This is a genomic window from Streptomyces sp. BBFR102 (assembly GCF_051397025.1).
Classification (GTDB): domain Bacteria; phylum Actinomycetota; class Actinomycetes; order Streptomycetales; family Streptomycetaceae; genus Streptomyces.
Map to the genome: position 1 here is coordinate 222,547 of NZ_CP195757.1, position 26,618 is coordinate 249,164.

Here is a 26,618-nt window from a genome sequence, read left to right on the forward strand (position 1 = left end):
TCAGCTCACCAATCCGGTCATGACGGCGACGGGTACGGCGACGAAGCCGAGGGTCAGGACGAGGGCCAGGACGTTGGCGGTGGTCTTCAGCAGCAGGTCCCGGTTCCTGTTGCCCGCGCCGAGGGTCTGGGCGGCGCTCCAGAAGCCGTGCTGGATGTGCAGGCCGACGGCGGCCATCGCGACGATGTAGATGGTGTTGCCGTACCAGGTGGAGAAGGTCCCCACGACGTTCTGGTACGCCTGGCCGTGCTGGAAGTCGCCCGCGTGGACGGTGCCCGTGGTCAGGTCCAGGATGTGCCAGACGATGAACAGGGCGAGGATGATCCCGCCCCAGCGCATGGTGCGGGTGGCGTAGCCGGCGCGCGGGCGCTTGTGGACGTACTTGACCGGGCGGGCCCTGATGTCGCGGCGGCTGAGCTGCGCGGCGGACAGAGCGTGCAGGACCACGGCTGCCAGCAGCACCACCCGGACGATCCACAGCGCCCACTCGTGGTGCAGGAACGGCTCGCCCAAGGTACGCAGCCAGGCGGCGTAGCCGTTGAACTCACCGGGCCCGAAGAAGATCTTCAGGTTGCCCAGCATGTGGACGACCAGATAGCCGAGCATGATCAGGCCGGACACGGCCATCACGGTCTTCTTGCCGACGGACGAGTCCCAGAGCGTGCGGATCGTGGACGGCCGTCGGTCCGTCCTCGTTGCCAGAGCCATAGGCACGACGGTAGGGCCGGAAGGCCCAAGAGGTCCAAGACATGGAACAGCTCAATTCCATAGCCGTAGCCTATTCGAGGGTAATGTGGGGATATGCAGTTCCAGCAGCTCCTCTACTTCGTGGCGGTCGCCGAGACCCGCCACTTCACCCGGGCCGCCGAGACGGTGCACGTCGCGCAGCCCTCCCTCTCCCAGCAGATCCGGGCCCTGGAGCGGGAGCTGGGCGCCGACCTCTTCCTGCGCGCACGGGGGAACATCACGCTGACCGACGCCGGGGAGGCCCTCCTCCCCCTGGCCCGGCGCATCCTCGCGGACGCCGACACCGCCCGCCACGAGGTGCAGGAACTGGTCCAGCTGCGCAGCGGCCGGGTCCGCCTCGGCGCCACCCCGAGCCTGTGCACCGGGCTCCTCCCGGACGTGCTGCGCTCGTACCACGACCGCTATCCGGGCATCCGGCTGATGATCGAGGAGAACGGCTCGCACGACCTGGTCCGCGAGCTGGCGCGCGGTGCCCTCGACCTGGCGCTGGTGGTGCTGCCGCTGCCCACCCCCTCCCCCGCGCTGCTCACCACCGAACTGCTCCGCGAGGACCTGGTGGTGATCTCCGGGCGGGGCGTACCGCCGCCGGGCGGGCACCACCCGGTGCGCATCGCGGACCTGGCGGGCGAGCGCCTGGTGATGTTCCGGCACGGCTACGACCTGCGGGAGCTGACCGTCTCCGCCTGCCGGGCCGAGGGGTTCGAGCCCGACTTCGCGGTGGAGGGCGGCGAGATGGACGCGGTCCTCGGCTTCGTCCGCGCCGGGCTCGGCCACGCCGTGGTACCGCGCATGGTGGCCGTCAGGGCGGGGCAGGACCTCCAGGTCACACCGCTGGCCCCACCGGGGCTGTACCGGACCATCGGACTGGCCCGGCGCGGCGACGTCGACCCGCCGCGCGCCGCCCGGGAGCTCCAGCGGATGCTGCTGGAGACGACCGGGACGGTACGGGAGCCCGCGGCCACCGGCTGAGCCGGGCTCAGCCGGTGGCGTCCGCCAGGGCCAGGGCGTGCAGGCGGTCGGGCGGGCCCGGGCGGGCGTAGAACCAGCCCTGGGCGGTGTCGCAGCCCAGTTCACGCAGGGCGTCGGCCTGAGCGCCGGTCTCCACTCCCTCGACGGTCACCGAGAGGTCCAGGCTGTGGGCGAGCGCGACGATCCCCTCGACGATCTTGCGGTCGACCGGGTCGGCCGGGTACTGCTGCATCCCCCGGGTGAAGGAGCGGTCGAGCTTGAGCACGCTCACCGGCAGCCGGCGGAGGTTGGCGAGGTTGGAGTAGCCGGTGCCGAAGTCGTCCAGGGCGATGTCCACGCCCATCTCGGCCAGCCGCCTGAGCGGCTTGAGCAGGTCGTCGTCGGCTCCTATCAGCGCGGACTCGGTGAGTTCCAGACAGAGCGCGCCCGGCTCAAGCCCCTCCCGCTCCAGGATGTCCACCGTGTCGGCGACCAGGCCGGGGTGGTGGAGCTGCATCGGGGAGACGTTGACGTTGATCCTGACCGGCCCGGTGTCGGCGCCCTGCCAGCGGCGGGCCTGGCGGACGGCCCCCTCCAGCACCCAGCGGCCCAGCGGCACGATCAGCCCGGTGTGCTCGGCGAGCGGGATGAACCGGTCGGGCCCGAGCACCCCGTGCTGCGGGTGGGCCCAGCGCACCAGCGCCTCGGCGCCGCGCACGCTTCCGTCGCCGAGGTGGACCAGCGGCTGGTACTCGATGAAGAACTCGCCCCGCTCCAGCGCGGCGGGCAGGGCCGTGGTCAGGGCGTGCCGGGTGATGGCGCGGGCGTCTGACTCCGGGTCGGCCAGCTCGAAGCGGTTGCCGCCCGCCGACTTGGCCCGGTACATCGTGATGTCGGCGCTGCGCAGCACCTCGGCGGGGCCGCGCTCACCGCTCGGCCCGTCGACCACACCGATGGAGCCGCGGACCAGCAGCTCGCGGCCGTCGATGCGGATCGGGGCCTCCAGCGCCTGGAGGATGCGCCCGGCCAGCTCACTGCGGCCGGGTTCGTCGCGCGGATCGGTGGTGAGCGCGACGAACTCGTCGCCGCCGAGCCGGGCGACCATCTCGCCGGGGGCGGTGGCGCAGGACTGGAGCCGGTCGGCGACCTCCACGAGGAGCCGGTCGCCGGCGGCGTGGCCGAGGCTGTCGTTGACGGTCTTGAAGCCGTCCAGGTCCAGGTAGCACAGGGAGAAGTGGCCCTCGGGCCGGGTGACGGCCTTCTCCAGCCGCTCGAAGAAGAGGGTGCGGTTGGGCAGCCCGGTGAGCGCGTCGTGGGTCGCCTCGTACCGCAGGCGCAGGTGGAGCAGGCGGCGCTCGGTGGTGTCCTCCAGCAGCGCCAGCTGGTACTGGGGAGCGCCGTCGGCGTCGCGGAGCAGGGAGACGGTGAGGTTGGTCCACAGCACCGTGCCGTCGCTGCGGAAGAAGGGCTTCTCGACGCGGTAGCTCTCGCGCTCGCCGCGCACCAGTTCGCCGTAAAGATTCCAGACGTGCGGCGCGTCGTCGGGGTGCACCCACTCGGTGAGGTTGCGGCGGACCGCGTGGCCGAGGCCGCCGAACATGCGGACCAGGGTGTCGTTGGCCTCCAGCACCCTGCCGTCCAGCGAGGCGATGGCGATGCCGATGGCGGCGCCCTGGAAGACGGCCCGGAAGCGGACCTCGCTGTCGTGCAGGGCCTCGGCGACGGCGCTGCGCGCGTCGAGGGCCGCGTGGGCGACGGCCTCCTGCTCGGCGAGGGTGCGCTCGCGCAGGGCGCGGGCGTATCCGGCGGCCATCCGGTGCTGGAGGCGCGCGCAGCGGGCGCGCTGCTCCTCGCGGTCGCCCTCGGCGCCGCAGTACAGCACCAGGTAGGAGTCGACCACGTCGAGGCTGCGGCTGAGCGCCTCGGGGTCGGTGCAGTGGGCGGCCACCAGGGCGGCGCCCGCGTACTGCCCGGCCTCGCTCTCCAGGGTGCGGTCGGTGAGGGCCTCGCTGAGCCGGCCGGCCAGCGGCAGGAGCTGGTCCTCCAGTTCGGCGCGGGTGCGCGAGGTGGTCGTCACCGGATAGACGGCGCGGCTCCAGATCGCGGCGAACCGGCGCAGGCGGTCCTCGGCCTCGGCCCGCGCGCTCACGCCGCCCGCCCGACGCCGCCGAAGCCCGAGAAAGCGTACGGATGTTCGTCGTCCACGGAGTCCTCGGGGCGCCAGCGCGGCAGCGGGACCAGGCCCGGGTCGACCAGTTCCACCCCGTCCAGGAAGCGGGCGATGCCCTCCCGGGAGCGCTCCACCAGCGGGGCGCGGACCGAGCGGTACACCTCGACGGCGCCACGGACCCCCTCCTCGCCGCCGGGGACGGCGTCGAGGGCGGCGTGGGAGAGGATCAGCAGGCTGCCGGGGGCGAGCCCCTCGACGAGTCCGGTGACGGCCTCATACGGGTCGTCGGCGTCGTCCACGAAGTGCAGGACGCCCACCAGCAGGACGGCCACCGGCCGGGTGAGGTCCAGCACTTCGGCGGTGACCGGGTGTTCCAGGATCTCCCGCGGCCTGCGCAGGTCGGCGGTGAAGGCGCCGGCGCGCTCGTCGCCCGCCAGCACCGCGCGGCTGTGCGCGACGGCGACCGGGTCGTGGTCGACGAGGACGACGCGGGCGCCGGGGTCGGCGGCGCGGGCCGTCTCGTGGACGTTGCCGAAGGTGCAGATCCCGGAGCCGATGTCGAGGAACTGGGTGACGCCCTCGCCGACGGCCCAGCGCACGGCGCGGCGGGTGAAGGCGCGGTCGGCCTGGACGATCTTCGGCAGTCCGGGCAGGAAGCCCACCGCCCGCCGGGCGGCTTCCCGGTCGACCTCGAAGTTGTGCGAACCGCCCAGGTAGTAGTCATGGATGCGGGACACGCTCGGCACCGTGATGTCGATACCTCGCGGCGCCCAGGCGGGACGCTCCATCAATGTCTCCCAGAGGTGGACAGCCGGTGTTCGGGCAGAGGCTACTGATCACCCGCCAATACAGCGAGTTGAAGCGGAAATTGACCGTCCGTTCTCGGTCACAGCCTGCGACAGCGGCTCTGCGGGGCAGGGTGGATCATGTCCCCCGAACCGCTCCGGACTCAAGGGCGGAGCGGTTACGGAACGCGCGGCGAGGGTGGGCGAAAAGAAGAAACCTGGACCAGCTACCGCAGAAATCCGGGATTCCGATTCCGGAAATGCGACTGCCGGCCCGCACCGGCGAATGACCGGACCACCGGAAGCGGAAATTCCGGAGCCGGCGGCACGTGACCGAGGACACGCGAACGGGGCGGGTGCGGGACACACGTGCCGAGCGTTACCGGACCGCGCGGCCCCGGGCCCGGCCAGGGCCTGTCCGGCGGGTCTTCGTGGGCCTGCGACGCCTGGCACGCACTCTCGCCGCACGCCCGGATCACCCGAGTACGTCCTCCAGTACGAGGGAGATCCGGGCGCACGCCGAGAGCACGCACCGGACGCCGCGGGCTGTTCCACGAAGATCCGCCGGACAGGCCCTAAACCCTTGCACCCCCAGATCACCCGATCGGACCAATCAGTCCCGGCCCACGCGCGCGGCAGGGGCGGGCGGCCCATCATCCGAGGCGTGTACGCATCCGCACGGGGGGCGGCAGCCCTCTTACGCCTTACGGGGTTCCGGGCTCTGCTCCGCCCGGCCTGCCTGCTGGCGGTCGCCTGCCTGGCCTGGCTGCTGACCGCGGCTCCGCCCGCCCACGCCTCCGACTGCGGCTACGTCTCGATCGGCGGCGGCGAGGAGGAAGGCGGCATCGCGGTCTCCACCGACGGCGACTGCTCGGCCGGGCCGCTCCCGCCGGCCCCCACCCCCACGACCCCGACGCCACCACCCCCTGCGCCGCCCCCGCCGACTCCCGCGCCGACGCCGGAGCCCGCGCCCCCGAAGGCCGTACCGCCTCACGTACGACCGACGCCTCCGGCTCCCCCGCCGCCGACGTCGCCCCCCGAGCCGAGGCCGGCGCCGCCCCCGGAGCCGTCCCCGACGCCGTCGGCGTCGCCCAGCCCCTCGGTGAAGCCGGTGGTCTACCCGGCCTACCGCCCGCCGGCCCGGCGCGCCCCGCCCGGGAACGGCCCCTCACTCGTCTCGCTCACCCTGCTCATCACGGCGCCCGCGGTCCTCGCGGTCGCCGCGCTGCGACCGCGCTGACCGCCGGAGGAACCCATGTCGGAATGGCTTGTTCTCACTCTCGCGATGGCGGTCGTCTGCGCGGTCGTGGTGCTGGTGACCACCCTGCGTCACCGGCGCGTCGGGGACGACGACGACCCCAGCGAGACCCCGGACGTCATCGAGTACATGACGATGATGATCGGCGTGGTCTACGCGATCGTGCTGGGTCTGGCCATCGCGGGCGTCTGGGAGGCGCGGAACGCGGCGGAGGACCACGTCCGCGCCGAGGCCCAGGCACTGCACGAGATCGCCGAGCGGGTCCGCGTCTACCCGGCGGACGTGCGGGACCGCATCCGAGCGGATGTCGACGCCTATGTCGGCCATGTCACGACCACCGAGTGGAAGGCGATGGCCGACGGTGAACTCACCGACGAGGGCGCCCGGTTGATCGACCGGGTGCGTCACACCGTCACCGACTACGAGCCGGCCGACGAGTTCGAGGCGCAGGCGTACCAGCCGCTGATGGACCAGGTGACGGCGGCGGACCAGGCGCGCGGCGCCCGCGCCGACAGCACGGAGGCGACGATGCCGGCTGTGGTGTGGTTCGGGCTGATCACCGGCGGGCTGGTGACTCTGGGGATGGTCTTCGCGCTCCAGATCCGGCGGACGGCCCGGGAGATGGTCCTCGCCGGGCTCTTCTCCGCCCTGATCGCCTTCCTGCTCTTCCTCATCTGGGACTTCGACGCGCCTTACAGCCGGGGCGTGGCGACCACGGCCGAGCCGTTCCTGGAGTTGTTCCCGCACCTGAAGCGGTAAGGCCCGCCCCGCTCACTCCGGAGGACGGCCCTGTTCCCCGCCCTCGCCCCGCAGCCAGAGCACCCCGCCGCCGATGAGGGCAAAGGCCACCATGAGGCCGCCGACGACCAGGTCTGCGGAGGAGGAGCCGTCGGCCGGCGCGGGGCCGTGGCCGCCGTGGAGCCCGCCGTCGACGACGGTGAACGCCGCGGTGCGCGTGACGGACCGGCCGTCGTCGCAGGTGACGGTGATGTCGTAGCTCCCGGGCGCCACGTCGCGGGCGACGGCCGGCGCGGCGTGGCCCCCGGTGCCGTCCGCCCGCGGGGTCAGCGGTGTCTCGCCGAAGGCCGGGGAGGACGCCGAACCGGTACGGCACGAAGCGGCGTGGACGGTGACGGTCACGGGCTCGTCCCGGGTGGTGACCGCCGGGGCGACGACGATGTTGCCGGTGCCGCCGTCCGCCGCGGCCGACGGGGCCGACAGCGCCAGCAGCACGCACGCGGCGGCGACCGTGCGGGCACGGGGAGTACGCATCTGGGACCTCCGCGGGAGACACCCCGGGGGCGGTCCCCCGGTCGGTCGACGGGCAGCGCCTCCCAGGGCAGACCCTCGGACCGCGCGCGGGCGCCCGCATGTCGGCGCCCGCCTCCCGCACCGGCCGACACGCCGGGCGGCGCCCCCGGCCCGCACGGTTCTCCCAGCTCACGGCCGACAGGCCCGACGGGAGGTGACGACCCGGATGGGCGCGCCCGGCCGGAGGGACACACCAGGGCCACGGGCGCCGCCGGACGCATCTTGGCGGGGTGTCAGCGTGGTCGCACCCACAGATGATTTCCCGTCAAGAACGCGGCGCCGCCGCGCCCGTACGCCTCGTCGCCCCGTCAGGGACGCGGACGGGTGGCCCCTCTTCCCACCACCTGTTCGCCGCCGCCCGGTCGCCGCACCGGTAGGCCGCGCCTACCGTGGCGCCAGGCCCGTCCGGCCACGTCGAGAGGGGAAGCCGCCATGCCCGAGCCCCGGCCCTTCGACCGCCTCGGCCCGCCGTCGCGGCCGGCCCCCTGGGGCATCCTGGCCCTGCTGTTGCTGACCGGGCTGGCCCTGATCCGCAACGGCTCCGGCGAGTACGACAGCCGCCCGCCGCAGCCCGCCCCGGCCGCCGCCACCGGCGCCCCCTCCCCCGCCGCCCTGCCCGCCTCACCGGCGGTACGGACGCAGGTGTCCGGGGTCGGGGACGCCGCGCCGGTGCGGCCGACGGAGCCGCACCGCGCGGCCCGGATCGACCCGCCGCCGGCCCGGGCACCCCACCCGACGGGCTGACGGGCGGGCGAAACGGTCTTCACCGTGCACGGCGCGCACGCGGCGCCGTGGGAGCTTCCCGACCCGGCGCCCGCACAGGCACCCGGCCGCCCCGAGCCGCGCCTGATCCCCTGCGTCGGCGCCTTCCAACCGGCCGGGGTACGGGGGCGACGCGGGCGGCGCGGCGTCAGACCTCCCCGCGCACCGGCACGGTGAAGCGGTGGCCGTCGGCGAGGAGACGGGGCAGGTAGGTCCGGAGCGCGGTCACCGTCTGCGAGCGGTCGCCGCCCGCGTCGTGGGCCAGCACGATGACGCCCGGCCCGGCCCCGTTCAGCACCTGGTCGATGATGGTGCGGGTGCCGGGCTCCCGCCAGTCCAGCGAGTCGACCGTCCAGGCGAAGGCGTCCATGCCGAGTTCGGCGCCGAGCCGGAAGACCCGGCGGTTCCACGCGCCGTACGGGGCGCGCATCCACCGCGGGGGCTGTCCCACCGCGCGCTCGACGGCCTCGCTGGTGCGCTCCAGCTCGGCGCGGACCACGGCGGTGGAGGCGCGGGTGAGCAGCGGGTGCGACCAGGTGTGGTTGCCGATCACATGGCCCTCGTCGACCATCCGCCGCAACAGACCGCCCTGGGTCTCCGCCATCTCGCCGCAGACGAAGAAGGTCGCCCGCACGTGGTGCCGGCGGAGCAGGTCGAGGATGGGCGGGGTGTACCGGGGGTCGGGGCCGTCGTCGAAGGTCAGCACCATGGGGTGGGCGGCGCCCGGCATCCGCAGGATCGGCCGGGTCCGTACCGGGGTCGGCAGGCGGCCGGCCCGCTCGGGGGCCGCGTAGCCGGCGAGCGGCCGCAGGCGGTGGTCGGGGCGGGTGGGGAGCGCGGTGCCCGGGCCCGAGGCGGGCGGCGGGCCGGCCGACGGCAGGGGGCCACCGGGTGCGGCGACCGGGTCGGCGGTGAGCAGGCGGGTGGTGACGGCGGCGCCGAGGACCGCGGCGGTCCGCAGCAGGAGTCTTCGGGGGACCAGGGGCGCGTCGTTCGTCATATCTCATGACTCGCACGCGGGCGGGCCCGCCACCGCTCCCCCACACCGGGTGCCGGGGCACATGCACCCGATGGGACGCGCCCCGACGCGGGCTCGACCGCCTATCCTCTGGGCTGTGACCAGCCACCAGTCGTCCTCGTTCGAACGCGGCACGGACGGCCCGAAGGTGATCCTCGCCGGCCTCGACGGGTCGGCGCCCTCGCTGCGCGCGGCGGCGTACGCGGCCGGACTCGCGCGCCGCCAGCAGTCGCTGCTCACCATCGTCTACGTCCAGCCGGTGGTCGCCGCCGGTACCGCGATGGGCATGCCGGTCCCGGCCGCCCCGGACGGCCTGGCGGAGGACCTGATACGCGAGGTGCGCGCCTCGGCGGAGCGGCTGCGGGACCTCTACGAGGTGCGCTGGGAGTTCCACACCTTCCACGGCGACCCGTACGCCGGCCTGGTCCAGGCGGCGGACGAGCTGACCGCGGACGCCGTGGTGGTCGGCGCCTCCGAGCAGGCCGGACACCGCATCGTCGGTTCGGTGGCGGTCCGCCTGGTGAAGGCGGGCCGCTGGCCGGTGACGGTGGTCCCCTGAACCCGGTCCCGGCACTGCGCCGGTCCGGTCGCCCGTTCGCCGCACCACTCACCGACAGCATCGACCGCCCGCCGCAGAGCCCCGCACGGCGTATGTCGGTCGCGGGCCCGCTGCGTTGGCATACGCCCATGACCACCGTGACCCACACCACCTTCGAGGCCCCGGCGGCGCGCACGCACGAGCGGGAGCTCGCGGCCCTCCAGCACGAGCACGGCGGAGCCCTCTTCGCCTACCTTCTCCGCCTGACCGACGGCGACCGCCAGCGCGCGGAGGACCTCGTCCAGGAGACGTTCGTCCGTGTCTGGCAGCACCCGGAGGCGCTGCGGTCCGACTACGGCTCGATCCGGCCGTGGCTGTTCACCGTGGCGCGGCGGCTGGCCATCGACGCCCGCCGGGCCCGCCGCGCCCGCCCCGCCGAGGTGGGCGACGCGGTCCTGGAGCACTCCAAGGTCGCCGCCGACCACGCGGAGCGCTCGGCGGCCACGCTGGACGTCCGCGAGGCCGTCCGCACCCTCAGCCCCGAGCACCGGGCCGTCCTGCACCAGGTCTACTTCCGCGGCGCCAGTGTCGCGGAGGCAGCAGCCGTGCTCGGCATCCCCGTGGGCACCGTCAAGTCCCGCGCCTACTACGCGCTGCGGGCGCTTCGCAGGGTTCTGCCGGGATACGCCACCGACCTGCGCTGAAACCGTACGCTCGGTCAAAGCTCGGCAAAGCGCCTTGCCGGGTGGCCCCTCGCGGTAATCGGCTGTCCCTGTCCGCCCTCGCGGGCCACCGGCCCGGGTGGCGGGGACGCGGACCGGAGGAAGGCAGGACGGCATGCGGTACGAGAGCGGGACCGGTACGGACGGGAGCGGCGGAACAGGCGGCACGGCGGTGCCGATGGCGTGGTTCTACGCGGAGTACATCGCGGAGGAACTGCTGCGCACCGGGGACCTGATGCCGCCGAGCACCTTCGAGTTCCGGGCCGGCCGGGAGGCGCTGGCCCTCACCGTCTTCCTCGCCGACACCGAGGACGCCCTCTCGGGCATCCGCGTCGTCACCGAACTGGAGACCTGGCTCGCCCTCACCGCGTACGACCAGCACTGGCAGGAGTGGGTGGCGGGGCGGCTGGCCGAGCGTGGCGCGCGCGGCCCCGGGGACATGGACCTGCGCCTCGCGCGGGCCGCCTGGCGGTGGCTGGAGGAGACCGAACTCCTCGCCCCCGACCTGGACGCGGTCCCCGGCGCCGCCGTCCAGGTCGACGAGGAGCGGCCCCAGGTGTGGACCCCGGCGTGGCGCCTGGGGCTGCCGCTGGGGCACCTGGCCATCCATCTGTTCTGAGACGGGCCTCAGCCGCCCGTGCCGCGGTTTCAGAACTGGTGGGTGAGGCCGCGTCAGCCTGAGGGGCCCCACGGCCGGAACGGCCGGTCGGTGCGACGGCCCGCGCCGGGACGGTCGCCGGCCGGGGGCTCCCGGCCCGGTCGGAACCAGCCACAGCCAAGTGGTCGTCCGCCTCGGTCGTCAGCGGATCGGCCTGCCGGTCCCGTGCGGCCCGCCCGGGGCGGCGCGCAGCGGGCGTGCTCGGTCCCGAGGGGGGAGGTACGCGCGTCGGAGGCGCTCTCGCGGTCCTAGCCGGCCGTCTCCGGCGGCGAGGAGTGCACCCCCGCGCGGAACTTCGGGATGCGGACCGTGATGCGGGTGCCGGCGCCTCGGGCCGTCTCGATGACCAGGCCGTAGGGGTCGCCGAAGACGGTGCGCAGGCGTTCGTCGACGTTGAGGAGGCCGACGCCCGCGGACGGGCCGCCCTCGCCGCGCAGGAGGGCGCGGAGGCGGTCGGGGTCCATGCCGACGCCGTCGTCCTCGATGACGACCTCGGCCTCCGCCCCGGCGTCCTGGGCGGTGATGGTGATGCGGCTGCGGGTGACAGCGCCCTCCAGTCCGTGTTTGACGGCGTTCTCCACCAGCGGCTGGAGGCAGAGGAAGGGCAGCGTGACGGCGAGTACCTCGGGGGCTATCTGGAGGGTGACGGAGAGCCGGTCGCCGAAGCGGGCGCGGACCAGGGCCAGGTACTGGTCGATGGAGTGGAGTTCGTCGGCGAGGGTGGTGAACTCGCCGTGGCGGCGGAACGAGTAGCGGGTGAAGTCGGCGAACTCCAGGAGGAGTTCACGGGCGCGGGTCGGGTCGGTGCGGACGAACGAGGCGATGGCTGCCAGCGAGTTGAAGATGAAGTGCGGCGATATCTGCGCCCGCAGCGCCTTGATCTCGGCCTCGATGAGCCGGGTGCGGGAACGGTCGAGCTCGGCCAGCTCCAGCTGGACCGAGACCCAGCGGGCCACCTCGTCGGTGGCGCGGGCCAGCACCGCCGACTCGCGGGGCGCGTAGGCGACGAGGGCACCCAGGACCCGGTGGTCGACGACGATCGGGGCGGCCACGGCCCAGCGCAGCGGGCAGTCGTCGGCGCGGCAGCCGCAGTCGAAGGCGGCGCTGCGGCCCGCGTCGAGCACCTCGCAGAGCCGGTGGAGGACCTGCTTGGCGTGGTGCTCGCCGGTGCCGTGCCAGGTGAGGACGGTGGAACGGCTGGTCAGGCAGAGTGCGTCGGTGCCCAGCAGGGAACGCAGCCGGCGGGCCGCCTTGCGGGCGCTGTCCTCGGTGAGTCCGGCGCGCAGCGGCGGGGCGGCGAGGGAGGCGGTGTGCAGGGTCTCGAAGGTGGCGCGTTCGACGGGGGTGCCGAGGTCGCTGCGGCCGGCGGGGTGGGCGGTGCGGCGGCCTGCCAGGAAGCCTCCGGCGAGCAGCAGCGGGCAGAGCGCGAGGAGGACGGCGGTGGAGCTCATCGGCCGCCTCCGGTGACACGGGAGCGGCGGGCGGAGGGTGCGCCCGGGACGGGTTCGCCGGGCGGGGGCGGGCGGCGGACGGTGAGGGCCTCGGGCAGATGGAGGCGGGTCATGGTGGCGCTGGTGTGCGGCGGCACGCTGCCGGGGGTGGCGAGGGAGACGAGGACCATGGTGAGGAAGCCGACCGGCACCGACCAGACGGCGGGCCAGGCGAGCAGGGTGTGCAACCAGCCGGTGCGGACGAGGCCGGCGACGGTGAGGCCGACGGCGAGCAGGGAGGCGCCGCCACCGAGGAGGAGCCCGGCGGCGGCGCCTGGCGGGGTGAGGCGCCGCCACCAGATGCCGAGGACGAGCAGGGGGCAGAAGGCGGAGGCGGAGACGGCGAAGGCCATGCCGACGGCGTCGGCCACGGGCACGCCGCTGACCAGGACCGTTCCGGCGAACGGCACCGCCATGGCGAGGAGGGTGGCGAACCGGAAGTGGCGCACGCCCCGGGCGGGCAGCACGTCCTGGGTGAGCACCCCGGCGACCGCCATGGTCAGTCCGGAGGCGGTGGAGAGGAAGGCGGCGAACGCGCCCCCGGCGACCAGGGCGCCGAGGAGGTCGCCGCCGACCCCGCCGACCATGAGGCCGGGCAGGAGCAGCACGGTGGCGTCGGCGTCGTGGGCCTGGCTGAGGGCGGGGGCGTAGAGGCGACCGAGCCAGCCGTAGACGGGCGGCAGGAGGTAGAAGAAGCCGACCAGGGCGAGGACCATGAGGGTGGTACGGCGGGCGGCGCGGCCGTGCGGGCTGGTGTAGAAGCGGACGACGACGTGCGGCAGGCCCATGGTGCCCAGCACGGTGGCGATGATCAGGCCGTAGGTGGCGTAGAGCGGGTGGTCGGCGCGGCTGGTGGCGAGCGGCTGGTCGGCGCCGGCGCCGTCGAGCAGGGCATCGGGAATGTCGGGGAAGGCGGGGGCGGCGCCGCCGTCGCGGTACCGGACGAGCAGCAGGAAGAAGGCGGGGACGAGCAGCGCGGTGAGTTTGAGCCAGTACTGGAATGCCTGCACGAAGGTGATGGAACGCATCCCTCCGGCGGCGACGGCGAGGATGACGACGGCGGCGACGACGGCACCGCCGAGCCAGCGGGGCGCGCCGGTGAGCAGCGAGAGGGTCAGCCCGGCGCCCTGGAGCTGCGGGACCAGGTAGAGCCATCCGGCGCCGACCACGAACACCGAGACGAGCAGCCGCACCCGCCGTGACTCCAGGCGGCTCTCGGCGAAGTCGGGAAGGGTGTACGCGCCGGAGCGGCGCAACGGGGCGGCGACGAAGACGAGCAGGACGAGGTAGCCGGCGGTGTAGCCGACCGGGTACCAGAGCATGTCCGGGCCGTGCACGAGGAGCAGTCCGGCGACGCCGAGGAAGGAGGCGGCGGAGAGGTACTCCCCGCTGATGGCGGCGGCGTTGAGGCCCGGGCCGACGCTGCGGGAGGCGACGTAGAAGTCGGAGGTGGTGCGGGACAGGCGCAGGCCGAAGCCGCCGATCAGGACGGTGGCGAGGACGACGACGGCGACGGCGGGTACGGCGTAGGCCGGGTTCACGGCCCACCGCGGTGCTCGGCGCCCTCGACGAGGCGGGCGAAGTCGCTCTCGTTCCGCTCGGCGCGGCGGACGTACCACCAGGCGAGCAGGACGAGGACGGGGTACGCGGCGAAGCCGAGGACGGCCCAGACGACGGTGGCGCTGCCGAGGGCCCCGAAGAAGAGCGGCAGGGTGCCCAGGAGCAGGACGAGGACGGCGAGGACGGCGAGGCCGGTGCGCAGTTGGCCGCGCATCAGGGAGCGGACATAGGCGGCGCCAAGGGTGGTCTGTTCGTCGATCTCCCAGCGGGTGTGGGGGCGCTGGGGCCGGTGCACGCGCCGGGGTTCGCCGGTCACGGTCTCGCGGCGCGGCGCTGGCTCTGCGGACACGGCGGGGAGTCTAACCGCTCGCCGGAGCCGGTTGAAGGGGTCGGCGGAACTCTTCGGGCGGCCGGCCCGGCGGCGAACAGCCAGGTCAGACGGGTCAGCTCACGGAGCGTCTGAGGAGCAGTCCGCGCAGTCGGCTGGCGTGCCGGCGGGAGACGGCGAGTTCGGCGTCGCCGACGCGGACGCTCATCGAGCCGCCGTCGAGCCGCAGTTCGTCGATGCGGTGGAGGGCGACGAGGTGGCGGCGGTGGACGCGGACGAAGCCGTGCTGCTGCCAGCGCTCCTCCAGCGTGGTGAGCGGAATGCGGACCAGGTGGCTGGTGTCCAGGGTGTGCAGCCGGGCGTAGTCGCCCTGGGCCTCGGCGTAGGCGATGTCCTGGACGGCGACGAGGCGGGTGACGCCGCCGAGTTCGACCGGGATGGTGTCGGGGGTGGTGGTGGCGGGCGGCGAGGCCCTGCGGTGCCCGAGGGCCTCGGCCTGTTCGGCGACGCGCCGGACGGCTTCGGCGAGGCGCTCGCGGCGGACGGGCTTGAGGACGTAGTCGACGGCCTTGAGGTCGAAGGCGTGGACGGCGAAGCCCTCGTGGGCGGTGACGAAGACGATGAGCGGCGGGCGGGCGAATCCGGCCAGCAGGCGGGCCACGTCGAGCCCGGTGAGCCCGGCCATCTGGATGTCGAGGAAGAGCACGTCGATGGCCTCGTCACCGTCCGGTCCCGCCTCCACGGCCCGGGTGATGCGCCGCAGCGCCTCGGTCGCGTCGGTCGCGCCCTCCACCGCGCGCACCCGGGGGTCGGCGCGCAGCAGGTAGAGCAGTTCGGCCAGCGCCGGTTCCTCGTCGTCCACAGCCAGTACGCGCAGCATGCCGGTGGAGTTTAGGCGCAGCTCGCCATCCGGCCAATCCGTCCGGGCCCTGGCGGTCCCGGCTCATTTGAGCAGGCGGCTGAGGCGGCGGTCGGCGAGGACCTTGCCGCCGGTCTGGCAGGTGGGGCAGTACTGGAGGGAGGAGTCGGCGAAGTTGACCGAGTGGATGGTGTCGCCGCAGACGGGGCAGGGTTCGCCGTCCTTGCCGTGGACCCGCAGGTTGGTCTTCTTCTCCTTCTTGAGGTGGCCGGCGGCCACTCCCCGGCCGCGTGCGACGGCGTCGGTGAGGGTGGTGCGGAGCGCCTCGTACAGGACGGTGGTCTCCTGGTCGGTGAGGCGTCCGGCGTTCTTGAAGGGGGAGAGCCGGGCGGCGTGCAGGATCTCGTCGCTGTAGGCGTTGCCGATGCCCGCGATCAGGCTCTGGTCGCGCAGGGCGCCCTTGAGCAGGCGGCTCTCGGGGGCGAGGAGCGCGGCGAGCCGGTCGCGGTCGAAGTCGCCGGCGAGCGGGTCGGGGCCGAGCCGGGCGATGCCGGGGACGTCGGCGGGGTCGCGGACCACGTACACGGCGAGGCGCTTTTGCGTACCGGCCTCGGTGAGGTCGAAGCCGGAGCCGTCGTCGAGGACCACGCGCAGGGCCAGCGGGCCCTTGCCGGGGCGGGGCGGGGCTGCGGGCACGGCGTCCCGCCACTTCAGCCAGCCGGCGCGGGCCAGGTGGGTGACGAGGTGGAGGGGACCCACGGTCAGGTCGAGGAACTTGCCGTGCCGGTGGACGGCGGTGATCGGCTGCCCGGCCAGACCGGTGGCGGGCGGGTCGTAGGTCTTCAGGACGTGGAAGGCGGCGGGCAGGACCCGCTCCACCGTCCGGCCGACGGCGTGGACGGAGAGGAATTCCCGCAGGGCCTCGACTTCGGGCAGCTCGGGCATGGTTCCAGCCTGCCTCAGCGGCCACCGGGACGCTTCCCGTGCGGCGACCGGCTCAGCGTGCTGGCGCAGCCGGCCGAGGCCGATGAGGAGGGTGCGGGCGCGCTCGCCGAACCGGGTGTCTTCGCCGTACAGCACGGCGAGGGCCCCGGTGGGCCGGCCCTGCGCGATGGCGGCGGGCAGGCGGCGGAGCGGTTGCCGCTGCGCCGCAAGGGCCGGGCCACGTCCGGGTAGCGGCGTTCGAACTCGGCACCGCTCTCGATGGAGCGAGGGGTGAGGGTGCGGATCGCCTCAGTCGAGCCTTGTTCACCTATCGCAGGCTGACCTGGGACTTCAGTGCTATCGGTGCGTGCTGCCACGGCCCGGAGACGGCTTCGGCCGCCTCACCTCAGGGGACCACGGTCACCTCGACTCGGCTGAGGAAGTCTGCCCGGTACGGCGCGAGGTCCACCTCTTCCCCCGATGCCAGGATGTGCAGTCGGAGCCCCTGGGGGCGGTTCTCCCACACACCATCCAATGTGCCGGACCCGGCATCGTAGGCGAGGAGCAGCGACGGGTCGGTCAGAGCACGCAGCGACACGAAGCGGTCGGCCTCGTCGCCTCCCAGACCGGGGTCGACAGCTTCCGAAGGCAGCGGGGTAAACCCGAGCCGCTTCTTGAACTCGTACAGGCCGGGGGAGGTGATATGCCCGTACAGAGAGGTGTCGTTACCCAGGGACATGCGGGCGCAGCTCAGGTCCCGGCCGGCCTGGAATGCCGCCATGTACAGGGCGCGTGTCAGGGAGCCGCGCTGGTCGACATCCGCAGTGGCCACATAGCGCAGCTGGAGCAAGGAGCCGTCCGCGCGCACCCGGCAGACGCACCCGCCCACCATGCGGCTTCCTTCGTACGCGAAGACACCGATGTGGGAACCGGACTGCTCCAGGAGCGACCGCTGCTCGCCGCGGGCCAGGTTCACGCCGTTGCGCATGTCGGCGACCTGCTTCTCGTACACGCCCAGGAACTCCTCCAACGGGCCTTCCTCCAGCTCCGACCGCACCTCCATGCGCAGCCCGGCCGAGGCGGCGAGCTCCAGACCCCGTCGCACCTTGCGCCTCTCGTTGGAGCTGAGTGCCCCGAGGAACTCGGCCTCGGAGGCTCGTAGCGGTGCGACCCAGTTGACCCAGCTGGGCTTCACGATGAACCCGGCGGCCGTGAGGCGTGCTTGGTCGCGCGGGTGGGGATCGACAACCCTGAGCAGGTCGACGTCCGGTCCGCGCCAGGGGCCGGACGAGGCGAGTGCCTCCTCGGCGGTGAGCTCGGCGACCGTGAGCCCGTAGCGGTCGACGATGTCCATCAGCGCTGCTTCCCTTGCTCGTGGGACGAACCGGCGGTGTCTGCGGGGCGCACGGCAGCATGGAGCTGCGCAAGTAGGTGCTCCGCCCGTGCGGTGAGGACTTGGGCGCGCTCGGCGTCCGGGGCCACGCTGTGGAAGACCAGCGCGAGCATGATTGCGGTGTCCAGCCGATACAGCATGGCCGCCGGAGTGTCCAGGCTCGGGGTCGTCAGCGTCTCCGCGTAGCCGGCCAGGATGGCCGCCGCGTCGATTCCGTTGTCGGGCAGCAGGGCGTACTCGGCAACCCTCGCGAGCTCCATGAGCGGTGGCCCGATCAGAGCGTTGGACCAATCGACGACTGCCGCGAGCCGGCCCTGTCGGCCCAGCAGGTTCTGTCGGCGGACGTCTAGGTGCAGTAGGCGATGCGGAGCCCGGACGGCCCCCAGGGCGGCTTCGATCCGGTGGGGGGCGGGCAGGCACGGCAGAGCCGGGGCCTTGAGCAGCAGGTTGGCGTGCCGGTCGGACAACCGCTGGATGAAGAAAGTCGTGAAGTCGCCGGGCACCTGATATGCGAGGCGTACCGACGGGGGCGTCGTGCCGTGCAGCGCGGCGAGGAAGCGGCCCACGTCGCGCCCGTCGAGCGGCACGTCGTCGTGCTCGACGTGGGCGGCGAGGGAGACGATGAGGCCGTCCGGCTGTTCGATCCACTGCAGCGGTGCCGCCACGGGCAGACCGAGCGGACCGAGGTACGCGGCGATCTCGTGCTCCTGCCGGACCAGGACGGCGCTGTCGACGTTCCCGTAGGGCGAGAGGTACACCCTGTGACGGGGGATGCGTAGCACCGCCTCGCCGAGAGCGGGGTGCCCGACGCGGCAGACCACGAAGTCCACCCCCTCGCCTGCGGGCCCATACAGTGTCAGCCCGTGCTCGGTGGCGACGGAGCGGGCCACAGCCTCTGTGTCCACGGCCGTCTTGAGAGGTGTTCCCCTGGTCATCGGGCGTCCTCCAGGGTGGTGAGCGGCAGGCTCGACACAAGGTTCACGAGGGTCTCCAGCGAGCTGACCTTGGGGCCGGAGTGGTCGGGGAAGCGTCCGTAGCGGTCGATGAGCAGCGGGTGCATGCCGACACCCCGCGCCCCGTCAATGTCGACGACGAGTGAGTCGCCGATGAAAACGCACTCCGCAGGCGACCGTCCGAGCCGCTGGCAGGTCAGGGCGAAGATCTCCGGGCGGGGCTTCTCGAAGCCGACCTCGCTGCTGATGACGACCTCGTCGAACCGCTCGGTGAGCTGGTGTGCCGCGAGGATGTCCCGCAGCCATCCGTCGAAGTTGGAGACCAGGGCGAGCTGGTGACCGGCGGCCCGCAGTGCGTCGAGGCAGGGCAGGACGTCGGGGTACAGGCGGTAGTGCGCAGGGTCCAGGGCATAGCGAGCGGCGCGCTGCGCGGCGGCGTGGGAGTCGGCACCGCCCGAGCGCCGCAGCGCGTCGTGGAAGAACGCGGTCCACATGGCCAGCCGGGCGTCGGCGTCCGGCTCGTCGTCGGGCCAGTGGCCCTCAGCTCCGATGGCCCACAGCGCCTCCCGCACGTCCTGCGCCGAGGGCGCTCCCTCGGCTCCGAGCCAGGAGGTGGAGAGAAGTTCGGGGAAGGCAGGGGTCAGTTCGAGGAGGGTGTCGGCGGCGTCGAACAGTACGGCGGGCAGGGGGCGGGTCATCGCAGACCTCCATCGGCGATCAACAAGCTGGACAGGCCCCCTCGGTCCGCTGGGAACCCTTCCCGCAGCCCTTCCGGGGTGCCGTGGAGGAAGAAGGTCTCTTCCTCACTGGAGAAGTAGTCGCTCATCAGCACGGCGGACTTCTCCTTTCCGCAGAGACGGATGGCTTCGAGTGCGAGTTCGACGTCGCCCTTGTGCATTTCGACCAGGACGCACGTGATGCCCGCAGCCAGGTAGCTGGTGAGCTCCCCGAGGAACTGCTGGGGTGGCAGGCTGTGGCGGCCATGAAGTCCGGAGAGGTAGGCGAAGGACCGAGCGAAGGGGTTGTTCCGGAAGTGCCGGGCGGCCTGCGCGGCAGCGAGGAGGCCGATCGGGACGCCGGGGGTGACGTGGACCTCACGGTCGGTCAGCGGCAATCCGTCGAGGACGTCGTACGTGTCAGGGTTGCCTTCGACGAGCAGGCCCACGTGATTGTGGCCGCCGGCATGGAGCTCGCGAAGCGCCTCGTTCACCTGGTCGATGTTCTGGTCGAAGTCGCCGTAGCGGTAGGGCAGCACGTGCGGGACGAACCGGTCGTGCCCGGGGATCCGGGTGAAGGTGTGGCGGTGCGTCCAGTCGGTCATGACTACGTGCCAGCCAGCGGCGAGTGGCCCCAGGGCGTCCTCACCCGCGTCGAGCGTCCACGGCCCCACTCCCACAGCCTGCACGGACTGGGACTTTAATCTGCCCCCGACACCTTGCCCGCCGGGGGCACCCAAGGGCGGTGCGATGGTCCCGAGCCGGTCCAACCGCCGCGCGATCGAGGCGGCCCTGCGGCTGCGAAACAGGGCGGGAACGACAAAGGCGATGGGCTCCGCGCTGTCCTCGGCGGCCGGGAGGTATTCCGATTCGGTGGCAGCCGCGGTGAACTCAGCCAGGCCACAGGCATCCTCGACGAATGCCACGGGCCGGCCCCAGCCGAGTGCTCCGAGGGCCGCGGTCATGTCCTCTTTGAAGCCCTGCGGCCTGATGGCGATGAAGCCGCCGGAGACGGGGGACAGCGGGTGTGTCTCGCTGGCGACGTTCACGGACTGCAGGTGGCGCACGTCGGCTGCGGCGCGGAAGACACCCATGCCGACGAGAGACGTGCTGGCACTGGACGCGATCATCGTTGGTCTCTCTCTTGGGAAGGCAGGCGCAGCCGACCCGGAGTCGGCGGCAGGGTCTGCCGGGTGCCCGGGGCGGGCCTGCTGTGATGGCCTGGTACGACGCGCGAGGCCGCGATGGTCAGGAGGCGGCGAACGTGTTCTCGGCGGTGGCGATTTCCCGTTCCTCGAGGTCCGACCGGATGGCACCGGCCGCGGTGAGGACGTCGTGCAGGAGCGGGTCGGCTGCGCGGAAGTAGGTCACGAGCCGGGTCAGCCGACAGCCCCGGGTGGTCTTGGCGCCATACGTCGACTCCCCGTAGTGGATGTGGAAGCCGCCGCCGCGCGCCGCATGGGCGATGAGCTCGTAGTAGGCGAGGTTGAAGTAACTGCCCCGGTCCTCGGTGCTGAAGGCGCCGAGCCTCGGGACGATACGTCGGTGCGGGAGGTCCTCGTAGAAGGCGACGAAACCCAGCGGGCCGTCTTCGCCGTCAGCGCGCAGGACACGCAGTCCTGGTACGGCGGCGGCGCGCTCGAACCGGTCACGCACGGCGTCGGCGTCGGCCTCGTGCCCGTAGCGTCGGTACCGGTCGAGCTGGAGCTCCACCAGGTCCGGGGTAAGCCCCTGCGCGCCGAGCAGGGTGACGTCGGGCTGCCGGGCCAGGAACCGAGCCCGCTCTTTGCGGAGCACCTTGCGCCGGTGGGAGCGGAAGCCGTCGAAGTAGGCGTCGAGCCCGGTGGCGGGGACGTCGAGGACCGCGTCGGCGCCGGTTGTCACCGGCACGTACCCTCGCTCCCGCAGGATCTGGTGCAACGGGCCCCAGGCGGGTTCGTCGCGTACGTTGCCGAACTCCACCACCGGCAGTGCACGTTCGTCCGCGAGGTTCTCGGCCTCGGACACCAGTGCGGCCAGAGCCCGGACTCCGCCCGCACCGCTGGTGACACCAGGCTGTGTCGACCCCGGGGAGACCACGGCAAGGGTGTCTGTGCCTTCGATGGGCGCGCGCCGCGCGAGGTCCGCTATCGCTCCCCGCAGGTGCTCCGTCTCCTGCGCGTCGGGGAGCCGGTGCAGAAGGTCCCGCAGTGGGGAACCGAAGAACACGGACCAGGTGGCGTAGGTGGTATGCGGGCAGTCATGCGGAATCACGTAGCAGGTCGCGAATTCTACCGAGGGCCTATTACTGACCCGCGTATGGGGATACGCGCACTCGACATGACTGAGAATGTGCTGCTCGCGAGTGATTCGCCCCTCTTCCGCACTCAACCACGGAACGGTCCGCTCAATTTCCGGAGTTTCCGCTCCCGGCGGTATACTGCGGGCCCATTCAGCCGCACTGGAATACCTTTTCACTAACATGAGAGATCTTTCTGGGCTACTGCCCTGCCGCGCTCCGAAATGGTTCGGAGCTGGCTTGGGGGCCGAATTCGCGGAGGGTGCGGTCCGCGACCAGCGTGCTGACGGAGGCTACCGTCCAGACCGCGGCGATCCACAGCACCGGTTCGGGGCCGACGACGCCCGCGACGAGCGGGGCGAGCACGTAACCGAGCGGCAGGAAGGCGAACGAGCCGATCGAGGAGATCGCCCCCACGCGGGAGAGACGATCGGCCGGAACGTTCTGCTGGATGGCGGTGTTGACGAGCACGCCGTACGCGGCGATGCCGGCACCCGCGAGGAACTGTGCGACGCACAAGGCCGGTACTCCGGCACCTGCGGCGAGCAGCAAGGGGGGCAGCCCCATAGCGAGCAGCCCGAGTGCGGCGGTCAGGATCGGGCGACGCAGGCGTAGGCGGCCAGACGCGAGGCTGCCGAGCAATTCGCCCGCTGCGAAGGAGATCATCAACAGGGCCCACCCGTTCGGGGTGAGGTGCTGCACGATGCCCGGGCCGAGCACCATGAAGGGCGCGGCGACCAGGAGCAGAATGAGACTGTCGACCACCGTCATCCGCAGCAGCCAGGGCAGCCCGCGCAGCGCTTGCCATCCCTCACGTAGCCCTGCCGCGGTGTTCTTGGCCGGCCCGGTGGGCCCTCCGTGCGGCAGGCCCACAAGGAGCGCGGCGCTGACCAGGAAGGACAACCCGTCCACAGCGAGCGCGAGGGCGGGCGGTCCGAGCGCGGCGGAGATCGCCGCCACTGTCGGACCGAGCAGCGCGGCCATTCCGGTCCAGGCGCCGATGAGCGCGTTGGCGGCTCCGAGGTTCTTCGAATCGACGCAATGCGGCAGGTACCCGAACATCGCGGGATAGCCGATCGCCATCGACATGCCGAAGACGATCTGGCAGGCGAGTCCCCACCAAAGGGATATGCCAACAATGAAGGTGGCAGCCGCGCCGAGCTGGGCAAGGCCGCACACGATCGAGGAAACGACCATCAACGGCCGCTTGGGGAGTCGGTCGGCGGCTACTCCGCCTAGGGCCAGCAGGAGGACTTTGGGCAGGATCGCCGCAGCCATCATGGCACCGAGCCAGACGGCGGAGGCGTCTCGTGCCACGAGGCTGAGAGCCAGCGCGGTCGGCACCACCGCGTCACCGATGAGGGAAATGGCCCGGCTGAGGAAGAACCGCCTGAAGACGGGCGCCTTAAGAAGACGCGAGAACTCTGGAGTGCCCTTCTCGGTGGTCTTTACGGACACGTTGTCGAGCCTTCGACCCGCTTCCCTGAACATCGATAGCCAAGAACCGCCGCCTGGGAAACGTCGGGCCGCACTACCACAGTCGATCTATTTATTCCGAACACTGTTACCACATCCCCCGCGCAGGTCCTACCTGCAAGTAGAATCGCCAAACGATCAGGACGTTAAGCGTCCACCTATTGAGACGTCAAGAGGGTTCGTCATAATGGCCGGATGCGCCCTTTCGGGTACTCTGGATGAATTCAGGGCAGTCAAGGTGAGGTCTCAGCGCACTCACTGAACCTCTTTCACCCTGAATAGTCGCAGGTCAGTAGCACGTGGACGGCTTGGACGGTGCGGTTGATACGGCGGGTGGAGGAGCGTGCTCTGCGCATGATGCGCCAGGACTTGAGCCGGGCGAAGGCGCGTTCGCCCGGGGCCCGGAGCCGGGCGTGGTCGCGGTTGAACTGCTGGTAGTGCTCGGGCTGTTCGCTGTGGTGGTGGTACGGGGTGCGGAAGGTGGCGCCGGCACCCTGGTAGGCGCGGTCCGCCAGCACGGGGATCTGCCGGGTCAGACGGGCCTGGACGATGCCGTGGGCGCGGGCAGAGGTCAGGTCATGTGTGCGGCCGGGTGTCGCACGGGAGATCCACCGCGGTGTGCCGTCAGGGCGGGCTATGACCTGCACGTTCATGGCGTGCTTCTTGTGTTTCTGCGAGTGGTACGGCTGATCGGCGCGGACGCGGTCGGTGGGTATCAGCGTGCCGTCAGCGATGACGTGGTCGCCCTCACCGAGGCCGGTGAGGACTTCATGGAGGCCTGGGGCCCAGGAGGCCAGCACGTCCAGGGCCTCGTCCGCGTAGCGCCAGGCGGTGGCCTGCGATATCGCGAACCCGGCGCCGAACTGGGCGAACGTCTCGTTCTTACGCAGGTGGACCAGCGTGAGCAGCGCCTGGTCGAAGCAGCCGAGTTTCCGCCAACGGGTGTTACGCGCGCGACGGTGCGGCGAGCGTGCGGGCGCCGGCGCGGGCGTCGGCGGTGGACTGCACGATGCCCGCCTCGCGGCGGCGCCGGTCGATGCGGCGGCTGCGGGCGGTGGTGTCGTTGAGTTCCTGGGTCGCGTCGCGGACCAGCCCGACGATACGCACCGGGCGGCCGTCGTGCTCGCGGAGGATGTAGCCCTGGGTGTGGGTCCAGCGCAGCGTGCCGTCGCGCAGCCGCATCCGGAAGTACGCGCCGTAGCTCTCCCTGCCCAGGCCGGGCCCGCGCGCCCGGCGGCGGGCCGGGCTGACGAACACCGCCGCCGGCTCGGCCAGGTATGCCCGAAAACGGCCCCCTCGGCGGTGGGCGCCGAAGGGGCCGTTCTGCCACCGCATCCTCGCGGAGGCGGGCCTGTTCGCCGGGCCGAGGCTGGTGCCCGGCCTCGGCCCGGCGGAGGCGCCGTACGCCGCCACGGGGCCGTGAGGCCGGGGCGTCAGGGGCCGGCCCACACCGGCGGGGCGTGGGCCGGGTGCCACCCGGGGGCGTCAGTCGACGCTGCGCAGGATGTGCGGTTCGGCGAGGTCGTCCTCGTAGCCCGCGAGCCGGATCGGCGCCGACCGCGACCACACTTCGAGGCAGCCGGGGTTCTGGCTGGGCTTCACCCGGCGGTCCGGCCGGGTCGGGGGAGGTTCGTCCTGGGCGGTCTGGTCTGGTGTCACCGCGCACTCCTTCGTATCGGTCACCCGTCGGGCGCCGCGTGTCCGGCTCCCTGTGCCGGGACGCCCGCCGCCATGGGTCCTGCTGTTCAAGGTCGTTCGGGCGCGGTGGCGCCGGGAATCGTGCGGGAGGGCCACCGGGTGACCGGTGAGTCCCGGGGACGCGCCGTGGGTGAGGTGGAACCCGGATGGGCTGCCCGTCGCCCAGACTAACCAAATGAGCGGCTCCTCGCTCGATGGCGCTCGAAATGCAGGCGGAATGTCGGGACGAACCCACCTCATCCGGCCATGATCCGCCAACGCGACACGGCCCGCCCCTCGGGAGGAGGGACGGGCCGTGCGGGTGCGCGGGACGGGGGAGGGTGCTACGAGCGGTCCGCCACGCCGGTCACCACTGACCGGGCGCGTAGTCCTTCAGGAAGACCCCGTACAGGTCCTCCCCCGCCTCGCCGCGGACCACCGGGTCGTAGACGCGGGCGGCTCCGTCGACGAGGTCGAGCGGGGCGTGGAAGCCTTCCTCGGCGAGCCGCATCTTGTCCGGGTGCGGACGCTCGTCGGTGATCCAGCCGGTGTCGACGGCGGTCATCAGGATGCGGTCCTTGTCGAACATCTCCTGGGCGCTGGTGCGGGTCAGCATGTTCAGCGCCGCCTTGGCCATGTTGGTGTGCGGGTGGCCGGCGCCCTTGTAGCCCCGGCCGAACACACCCTCCATGGCGGAGACGTTGACGATGTAGGCCCGCCCGGCCCGCTCGGCGGCGGCGGCCATCACCGGCCGGAGCCGGGAGATGAGGATGAACGGCGCGGTGGAGTTGCAGAGCTGCACCTCCAGCAGTTCCACGGGGTCGACCTCGTCGACGGTCTGCACCCAGCTGTTGGAGTCGTGCAGGTCCGGGACGAGCCCGCCGGCGTCGATGGCGGTGCCCGCGGCGATCCGAGCCGGGGTCGCGGAGCCGGTGACGAGCGCCAGTTCGGTGACGTCCTGGGCGCTCAGGCCGCCCTGGCGGGGGCCGGGCAGGGCGGCGACCGCGCCGGAACCGAAGGCTCCGATCACCTGGGAGGCGGGCAGCTCGCCGGCGGGCAGCGGCGCGGACTCCGCACCGAGCAGTTCGCTGTACGCCTGCGGGGAGCGCCGCACGGTCTGCGCGGCGTTGTTGATGAGGATGTCCAGGCGGCCCTCGGCGGTCAGCGCGTCGCTGAGGGCGACCACCTGGGCCGGGTCGCGCAGGTCCATGCCGACGATCTTGAGCCGGTGGAGCCACTCGGCGCTGTCCGGCATCGCCTTGAAGCGGCGGATCGCGTCGTTGGGGAAGCGCGTGGTGATGGTGGTGTGAGCACCGTCGCGCAGCAGGCGCAACGCGATGTACATACCGATCTTGGCGCGGCCGCCGGTGAGCAGGGCCCGCTTGCCGGTGAGGTCCGTGCGGGCGTCGCGCCGCTCGCGGTTCTCCTGGGCGCAGCTCTGGCAGAGCTGGTGGTAGAAGACGTCGACCTCGACGTAGCGGGTCTTGCAGATGTAGCAGGAGCGGGGGCGCTGGAGCACCCCGGCGATGGTGCCCTCGGCGGAGGCGGTGGGCAGCAGCCCCTGCGTCTCGTCGTCGATGCGCTCGGCGGAACCGGTCGCGGTCGCCTCGGTCACCGCCCGGTCGTGGGCGGTCTTGGCGGCCCTGCGCTCCTGGCGGCGGCGCTGCTTGACCGTCCGGTAGATCCCGGCCGTGGCGCGGCGCACGGCGATCGCGTCGGGGTGGTCGATCTCCAGGCCGTCCAGCTCGTCCAGGACCGACAGGCAGACGGCCAGACGCTCGGGATCGATGCCGGGGCCGAATTCCTGGCCCTCGGGTGCCACCGTCATCGTTGTTCCTCATGTGTTCGTCCGCGGGGTCCCGGGGCGGTGCCGACCGGGACGGGCTCCTCGCGGGGTGGGCTGGGGCTGCCGCGCGCCGTCGCCCGGGGTGCGGGCGGACGGGTTCCGGCGACGGACCCAGCGGCACGCCGGTACCGGCGGCCCCGCCAATTTTGCCATGCCCGGGGGGCGCTCCGGGCGGGCCGGGTTCCGGGGGCGGTGGGCGGG

At 72.6% G+C, this 26,618-nt stretch carries 26 protein-coding genes and 2 pseudogenes; 8 read left to right on the plus strand and 20 right to left on the minus strand.

Features of this window, described 5'->3' with window-relative positions:
* Positions 1 to 708: a succinate dehydrogenase gene (locus ACSLIC_RS01005; RefSeq protein ID WP_436735769.1), complete on the minus strand. Its 708-nt coding sequence runs from the start codon at positions 706 to 708 to the stop codon at positions 1 to 3.
* Between the two features lie 93 nt (positions 709 to 801).
* On the opposite strand from ACSLIC_RS01005, the gene ACSLIC_RS01010 reads away from it, so the two are divergent.
* The gene (locus ACSLIC_RS01010) at positions 802 to 1,716 is read left to right on the plus strand and encodes a LysR family transcriptional regulator (protein WP_436735770.1); all 915 of its coding nucleotides are present in this window, start codon (positions 802 to 804) and stop codon (positions 1,714 to 1,716) included.
* 7 nt (positions 1,717 to 1,723) lie between these two features.
* Here ACSLIC_RS01010 and ACSLIC_RS01015 read toward each other — a convergent pair whose 3' ends face one another.
* Both ACSLIC_RS01015 and ACSLIC_RS01020 read right to left on the minus strand, forming a co-directional pair.
* A complete protein-coding gene (locus tag ACSLIC_RS01015; protein WP_436735771.1) occupies positions 1,724 to 3,844 on the minus strand; it encodes a putative bifunctional diguanylate cyclase/phosphodiesterase in 2,121 nt (706 codons plus the stop codon).
* Positions 3,841 to 4,653 carry an SAM-dependent methyltransferase gene (locus ACSLIC_RS01020; protein WP_436735772.1) on the minus strand — a complete coding sequence of 271 codons (813 nt, stop codon included), beginning with the start codon at positions 4,651 to 4,653 and terminating at the stop codon, positions 3,841 to 3,843. The genes ACSLIC_RS01015 and ACSLIC_RS01020 overlap by 4 nt, the downstream gene beginning before the upstream one ends.
* Positions 4,654 to 5,314: 661 nt before the next feature.
* Here ACSLIC_RS01020 and ACSLIC_RS01025 point away from each other — a divergent pair.
* Both ACSLIC_RS01025 and ACSLIC_RS01030 read left to right on the plus strand, forming a co-directional pair.
* Positions 5,315 to 5,890, plus strand: a complete 576-nt coding sequence (locus ACSLIC_RS01025) for a hypothetical protein (RefSeq protein WP_436735773.1) — start codon at positions 5,315 to 5,317, stop codon at positions 5,888 to 5,890.
* 15 nt (positions 5,891 to 5,905) lie between these two features.
* Positions 5,906 to 6,667: a DUF4239 domain-containing protein gene (locus tag ACSLIC_RS01030; RefSeq protein ID WP_436735774.1), complete on the plus strand. Its 762-nt coding sequence runs from the start codon at positions 5,906 to 5,908 to the stop codon at positions 6,665 to 6,667.
* Positions 6,668 to 6,679: 12 nt separating this feature from the next.
* Here ACSLIC_RS01030 and ACSLIC_RS01035 read toward each other — a convergent pair whose 3' ends face one another.
* Positions 6,680 to 7,180, minus strand: coding sequence for a hypothetical protein (locus ACSLIC_RS01035; RefSeq protein ID WP_436735775.1), 501 nt, complete (start codon positions 7,178 to 7,180; stop codon positions 6,680 to 6,682).
* A 471-nt stretch (positions 7,181 to 7,651) separates the two neighbouring features.
* Between ACSLIC_RS01035 and ACSLIC_RS01040 the strand changes: the two genes are divergently transcribed.
* The gene (locus ACSLIC_RS01040) at positions 7,652 to 7,963 is read left to right on the plus strand and encodes a hypothetical protein (protein WP_436735776.1); all 312 of its coding nucleotides are present in this window, start codon (positions 7,652 to 7,654) and stop codon (positions 7,961 to 7,963) included.
* 166 nt (positions 7,964 to 8,129) lie between these two features.
* On the opposite strand, the gene ACSLIC_RS01045 is transcribed toward ACSLIC_RS01040, so the two are convergent.
* Entirely contained in the window at positions 8,130 to 8,981 is an 852-nt protein-coding gene (locus tag ACSLIC_RS01045) for a polysaccharide deacetylase family protein (RefSeq protein ID WP_436735777.1), read from the minus strand.
* A 115-nt stretch (positions 8,982 to 9,096) separates the two neighbouring features.
* Here ACSLIC_RS01045 and ACSLIC_RS01050 point away from each other — a divergent pair, with 115 nt between their 5' ends.
* The 3 genes from ACSLIC_RS01050 to ACSLIC_RS01060 all read left to right on the plus strand — a co-directional run bounded on the left by ACSLIC_RS01050 (position 9,097) and on the right by ACSLIC_RS01060 (position 10,878).
* Positions 9,097 to 9,558, plus strand: coding sequence for a universal stress protein (locus tag ACSLIC_RS01050; RefSeq protein WP_436735778.1), 462 nt, complete (start codon positions 9,097 to 9,099; stop codon positions 9,556 to 9,558).
* A gap of 128 nt (positions 9,559 to 9,686) precedes the next feature.
* On the plus strand, positions 9,687 to 10,241 hold the full coding sequence (locus tag ACSLIC_RS01055; RefSeq protein WP_436735779.1) for a sigma-70 family RNA polymerase sigma factor: 555 nt from the start codon (positions 9,687 to 9,689) through the stop codon (positions 10,239 to 10,241).
* Between the two features lie 133 nt (positions 10,242 to 10,374).
* Complete coding sequence (locus ACSLIC_RS01060) at positions 10,375 to 10,878, plus strand: hypothetical protein (RefSeq protein ID WP_436735780.1); 504 nt, start codon at positions 10,375 to 10,377, stop codon at positions 10,876 to 10,878.
* Between the two features lie 287 nt (positions 10,879 to 11,165).
* Here the strand turns inward: ACSLIC_RS01060 and ACSLIC_RS01065 are convergent, their stop codons facing one another.
* The 5 genes from ACSLIC_RS01065 to ACSLIC_RS01085 form a co-directional block, all read right to left on the minus strand.
* The gene (locus ACSLIC_RS01065) at positions 11,166 to 12,368 is read right to left on the minus strand and encodes a sensor histidine kinase (protein WP_436735781.1); all 1,203 of its coding nucleotides are present in this window, start codon (positions 12,366 to 12,368) and stop codon (positions 11,166 to 11,168) included.
* Positions 12,365 to 13,948 carry a cation acetate symporter gene (locus ACSLIC_RS01070; RefSeq protein ID WP_436735782.1) on the minus strand — a complete coding sequence of 528 codons (1,584 nt, stop codon included), beginning with the start codon at positions 13,946 to 13,948 and terminating at the stop codon, positions 12,365 to 12,367. Before ACSLIC_RS01070 ends, ACSLIC_RS01065 begins: the two co-directional genes overlap by 4 nt.
* On the minus strand, positions 13,945 to 14,316 hold the full coding sequence (locus ACSLIC_RS01075; RefSeq protein ID WP_436735783.1) for a hypothetical protein: 372 nt from the start codon (positions 14,314 to 14,316) through the stop codon (positions 13,945 to 13,947). Before ACSLIC_RS01075 ends, ACSLIC_RS01070 begins: the two co-directional genes overlap by 4 nt.
* A 94-nt stretch (positions 14,317 to 14,410) precedes the next feature.
* Entirely contained in the window at positions 14,411 to 15,175 is a 765-nt protein-coding gene (locus ACSLIC_RS01080; RefSeq protein WP_436735784.1) for a LytR/AlgR family response regulator transcription factor, read from the minus strand.
* Positions 15,176 to 15,238: 63 nt separating this feature from the next.
* Positions 15,239 to 16,099: an Fpg/Nei family DNA glycosylase gene (locus ACSLIC_RS01085; RefSeq protein ID WP_436735785.1), complete on the minus strand. Its 861-nt coding sequence runs from the start codon at positions 16,097 to 16,099 to the stop codon at positions 15,239 to 15,241.
* A gap of 57 nt (positions 16,100 to 16,156) precedes the next feature.
* On the opposite strand from ACSLIC_RS01085, the gene ACSLIC_RS01090 reads away from it, so the two are divergent.
* A complete protein-coding gene (locus ACSLIC_RS01090; protein WP_436735786.1) occupies positions 16,157 to 16,330 on the plus strand; it encodes a hypothetical protein in 174 nt (57 codons plus the stop codon).
* Positions 16,331 to 16,484: 154 nt separating this feature from the next.
* Here the strand turns inward: ACSLIC_RS01090 and ACSLIC_RS01095 are convergent, their stop codons facing one another.
* The 10 genes and pseudogenes from ACSLIC_RS01095 to ACSLIC_RS01140 form a co-directional block, all read right to left on the minus strand.
* Positions 16,485 to 17,432: a GNAT family N-acetyltransferase gene (locus ACSLIC_RS01095; protein WP_436735787.1), complete on the minus strand. Its 948-nt coding sequence runs from the start codon at positions 17,430 to 17,432 to the stop codon at positions 16,485 to 16,487.
* On the minus strand, positions 17,432 to 18,406 hold the full coding sequence (locus ACSLIC_RS01100) for a phosphotransferase family protein (RefSeq protein ID WP_436735788.1): 975 nt from the start codon (positions 18,404 to 18,406) through the stop codon (positions 17,432 to 17,434). The genes ACSLIC_RS01095 and ACSLIC_RS01100 overlap by 1 nt, the downstream gene beginning before the upstream one ends.
* The gene (locus tag ACSLIC_RS01105; RefSeq protein ID WP_436735789.1) at positions 18,403 to 19,122 is read right to left on the minus strand and encodes an HAD family hydrolase; all 720 of its coding nucleotides are present in this window, start codon (positions 19,120 to 19,122) and stop codon (positions 18,403 to 18,405) included. The genes ACSLIC_RS01100 and ACSLIC_RS01105 overlap by 4 nt, the downstream gene beginning before the upstream one ends.
* Positions 19,119 to 20,270 carry a hypothetical protein gene (locus ACSLIC_RS01110; protein ID WP_436735790.1) on the minus strand — a complete coding sequence of 384 codons (1,152 nt, stop codon included), beginning with the start codon at positions 20,268 to 20,270 and terminating at the stop codon, positions 19,119 to 19,121. Before ACSLIC_RS01110 ends, ACSLIC_RS01105 begins: the two co-directional genes overlap by 4 nt.
* 118 nt (positions 20,271 to 20,388) lie before the next feature.
* Positions 20,389 to 21,393 carry a hypothetical protein gene (locus ACSLIC_RS01115; RefSeq protein WP_436735791.1) on the minus strand — a complete coding sequence of 335 codons (1,005 nt, stop codon included), beginning with the start codon at positions 21,391 to 21,393 and terminating at the stop codon, positions 20,389 to 20,391.
* Between the two features lie 226 nt (positions 21,394 to 21,619).
* The gene (locus ACSLIC_RS01120; protein WP_436735792.1) at positions 21,620 to 22,876 is read right to left on the minus strand and encodes an MFS transporter; all 1,257 of its coding nucleotides are present in this window, start codon (positions 22,874 to 22,876) and stop codon (positions 21,620 to 21,622) included.
* 287 nt (positions 22,877 to 23,163) lie between these two features.
* Positions 23,164 to 23,856: pseudogene (locus ACSLIC_RS01125) on the minus strand (transposase family protein); the annotation flags it as partial.
* Position 23,857: 1 nt separating this feature from the next.
* Positions 23,858 to 24,106 (minus strand): annotated as a pseudogene (locus ACSLIC_RS01130) (PAS domain-containing protein); the annotation flags it as partial.
* Positions 24,107 to 24,379: 273 nt separating this feature from the next.
* On the minus strand, positions 24,380 to 24,553 hold the full coding sequence (locus tag ACSLIC_RS01135; RefSeq protein WP_436735793.1) for a hypothetical protein: 174 nt from the start codon (positions 24,551 to 24,553) through the stop codon (positions 24,380 to 24,382).
* Positions 24,554 to 24,938: 385 nt separating this feature from the next.
* Positions 24,939 to 26,399: an SDR family NAD(P)-dependent oxidoreductase gene (locus tag ACSLIC_RS01140; protein ID WP_436735794.1), complete on the minus strand. Its 1,461-nt coding sequence runs from the start codon at positions 26,397 to 26,399 to the stop codon at positions 24,939 to 24,941.
* Between the last annotated feature and the right edge of the window lie 219 nt (positions 26,400 to 26,618).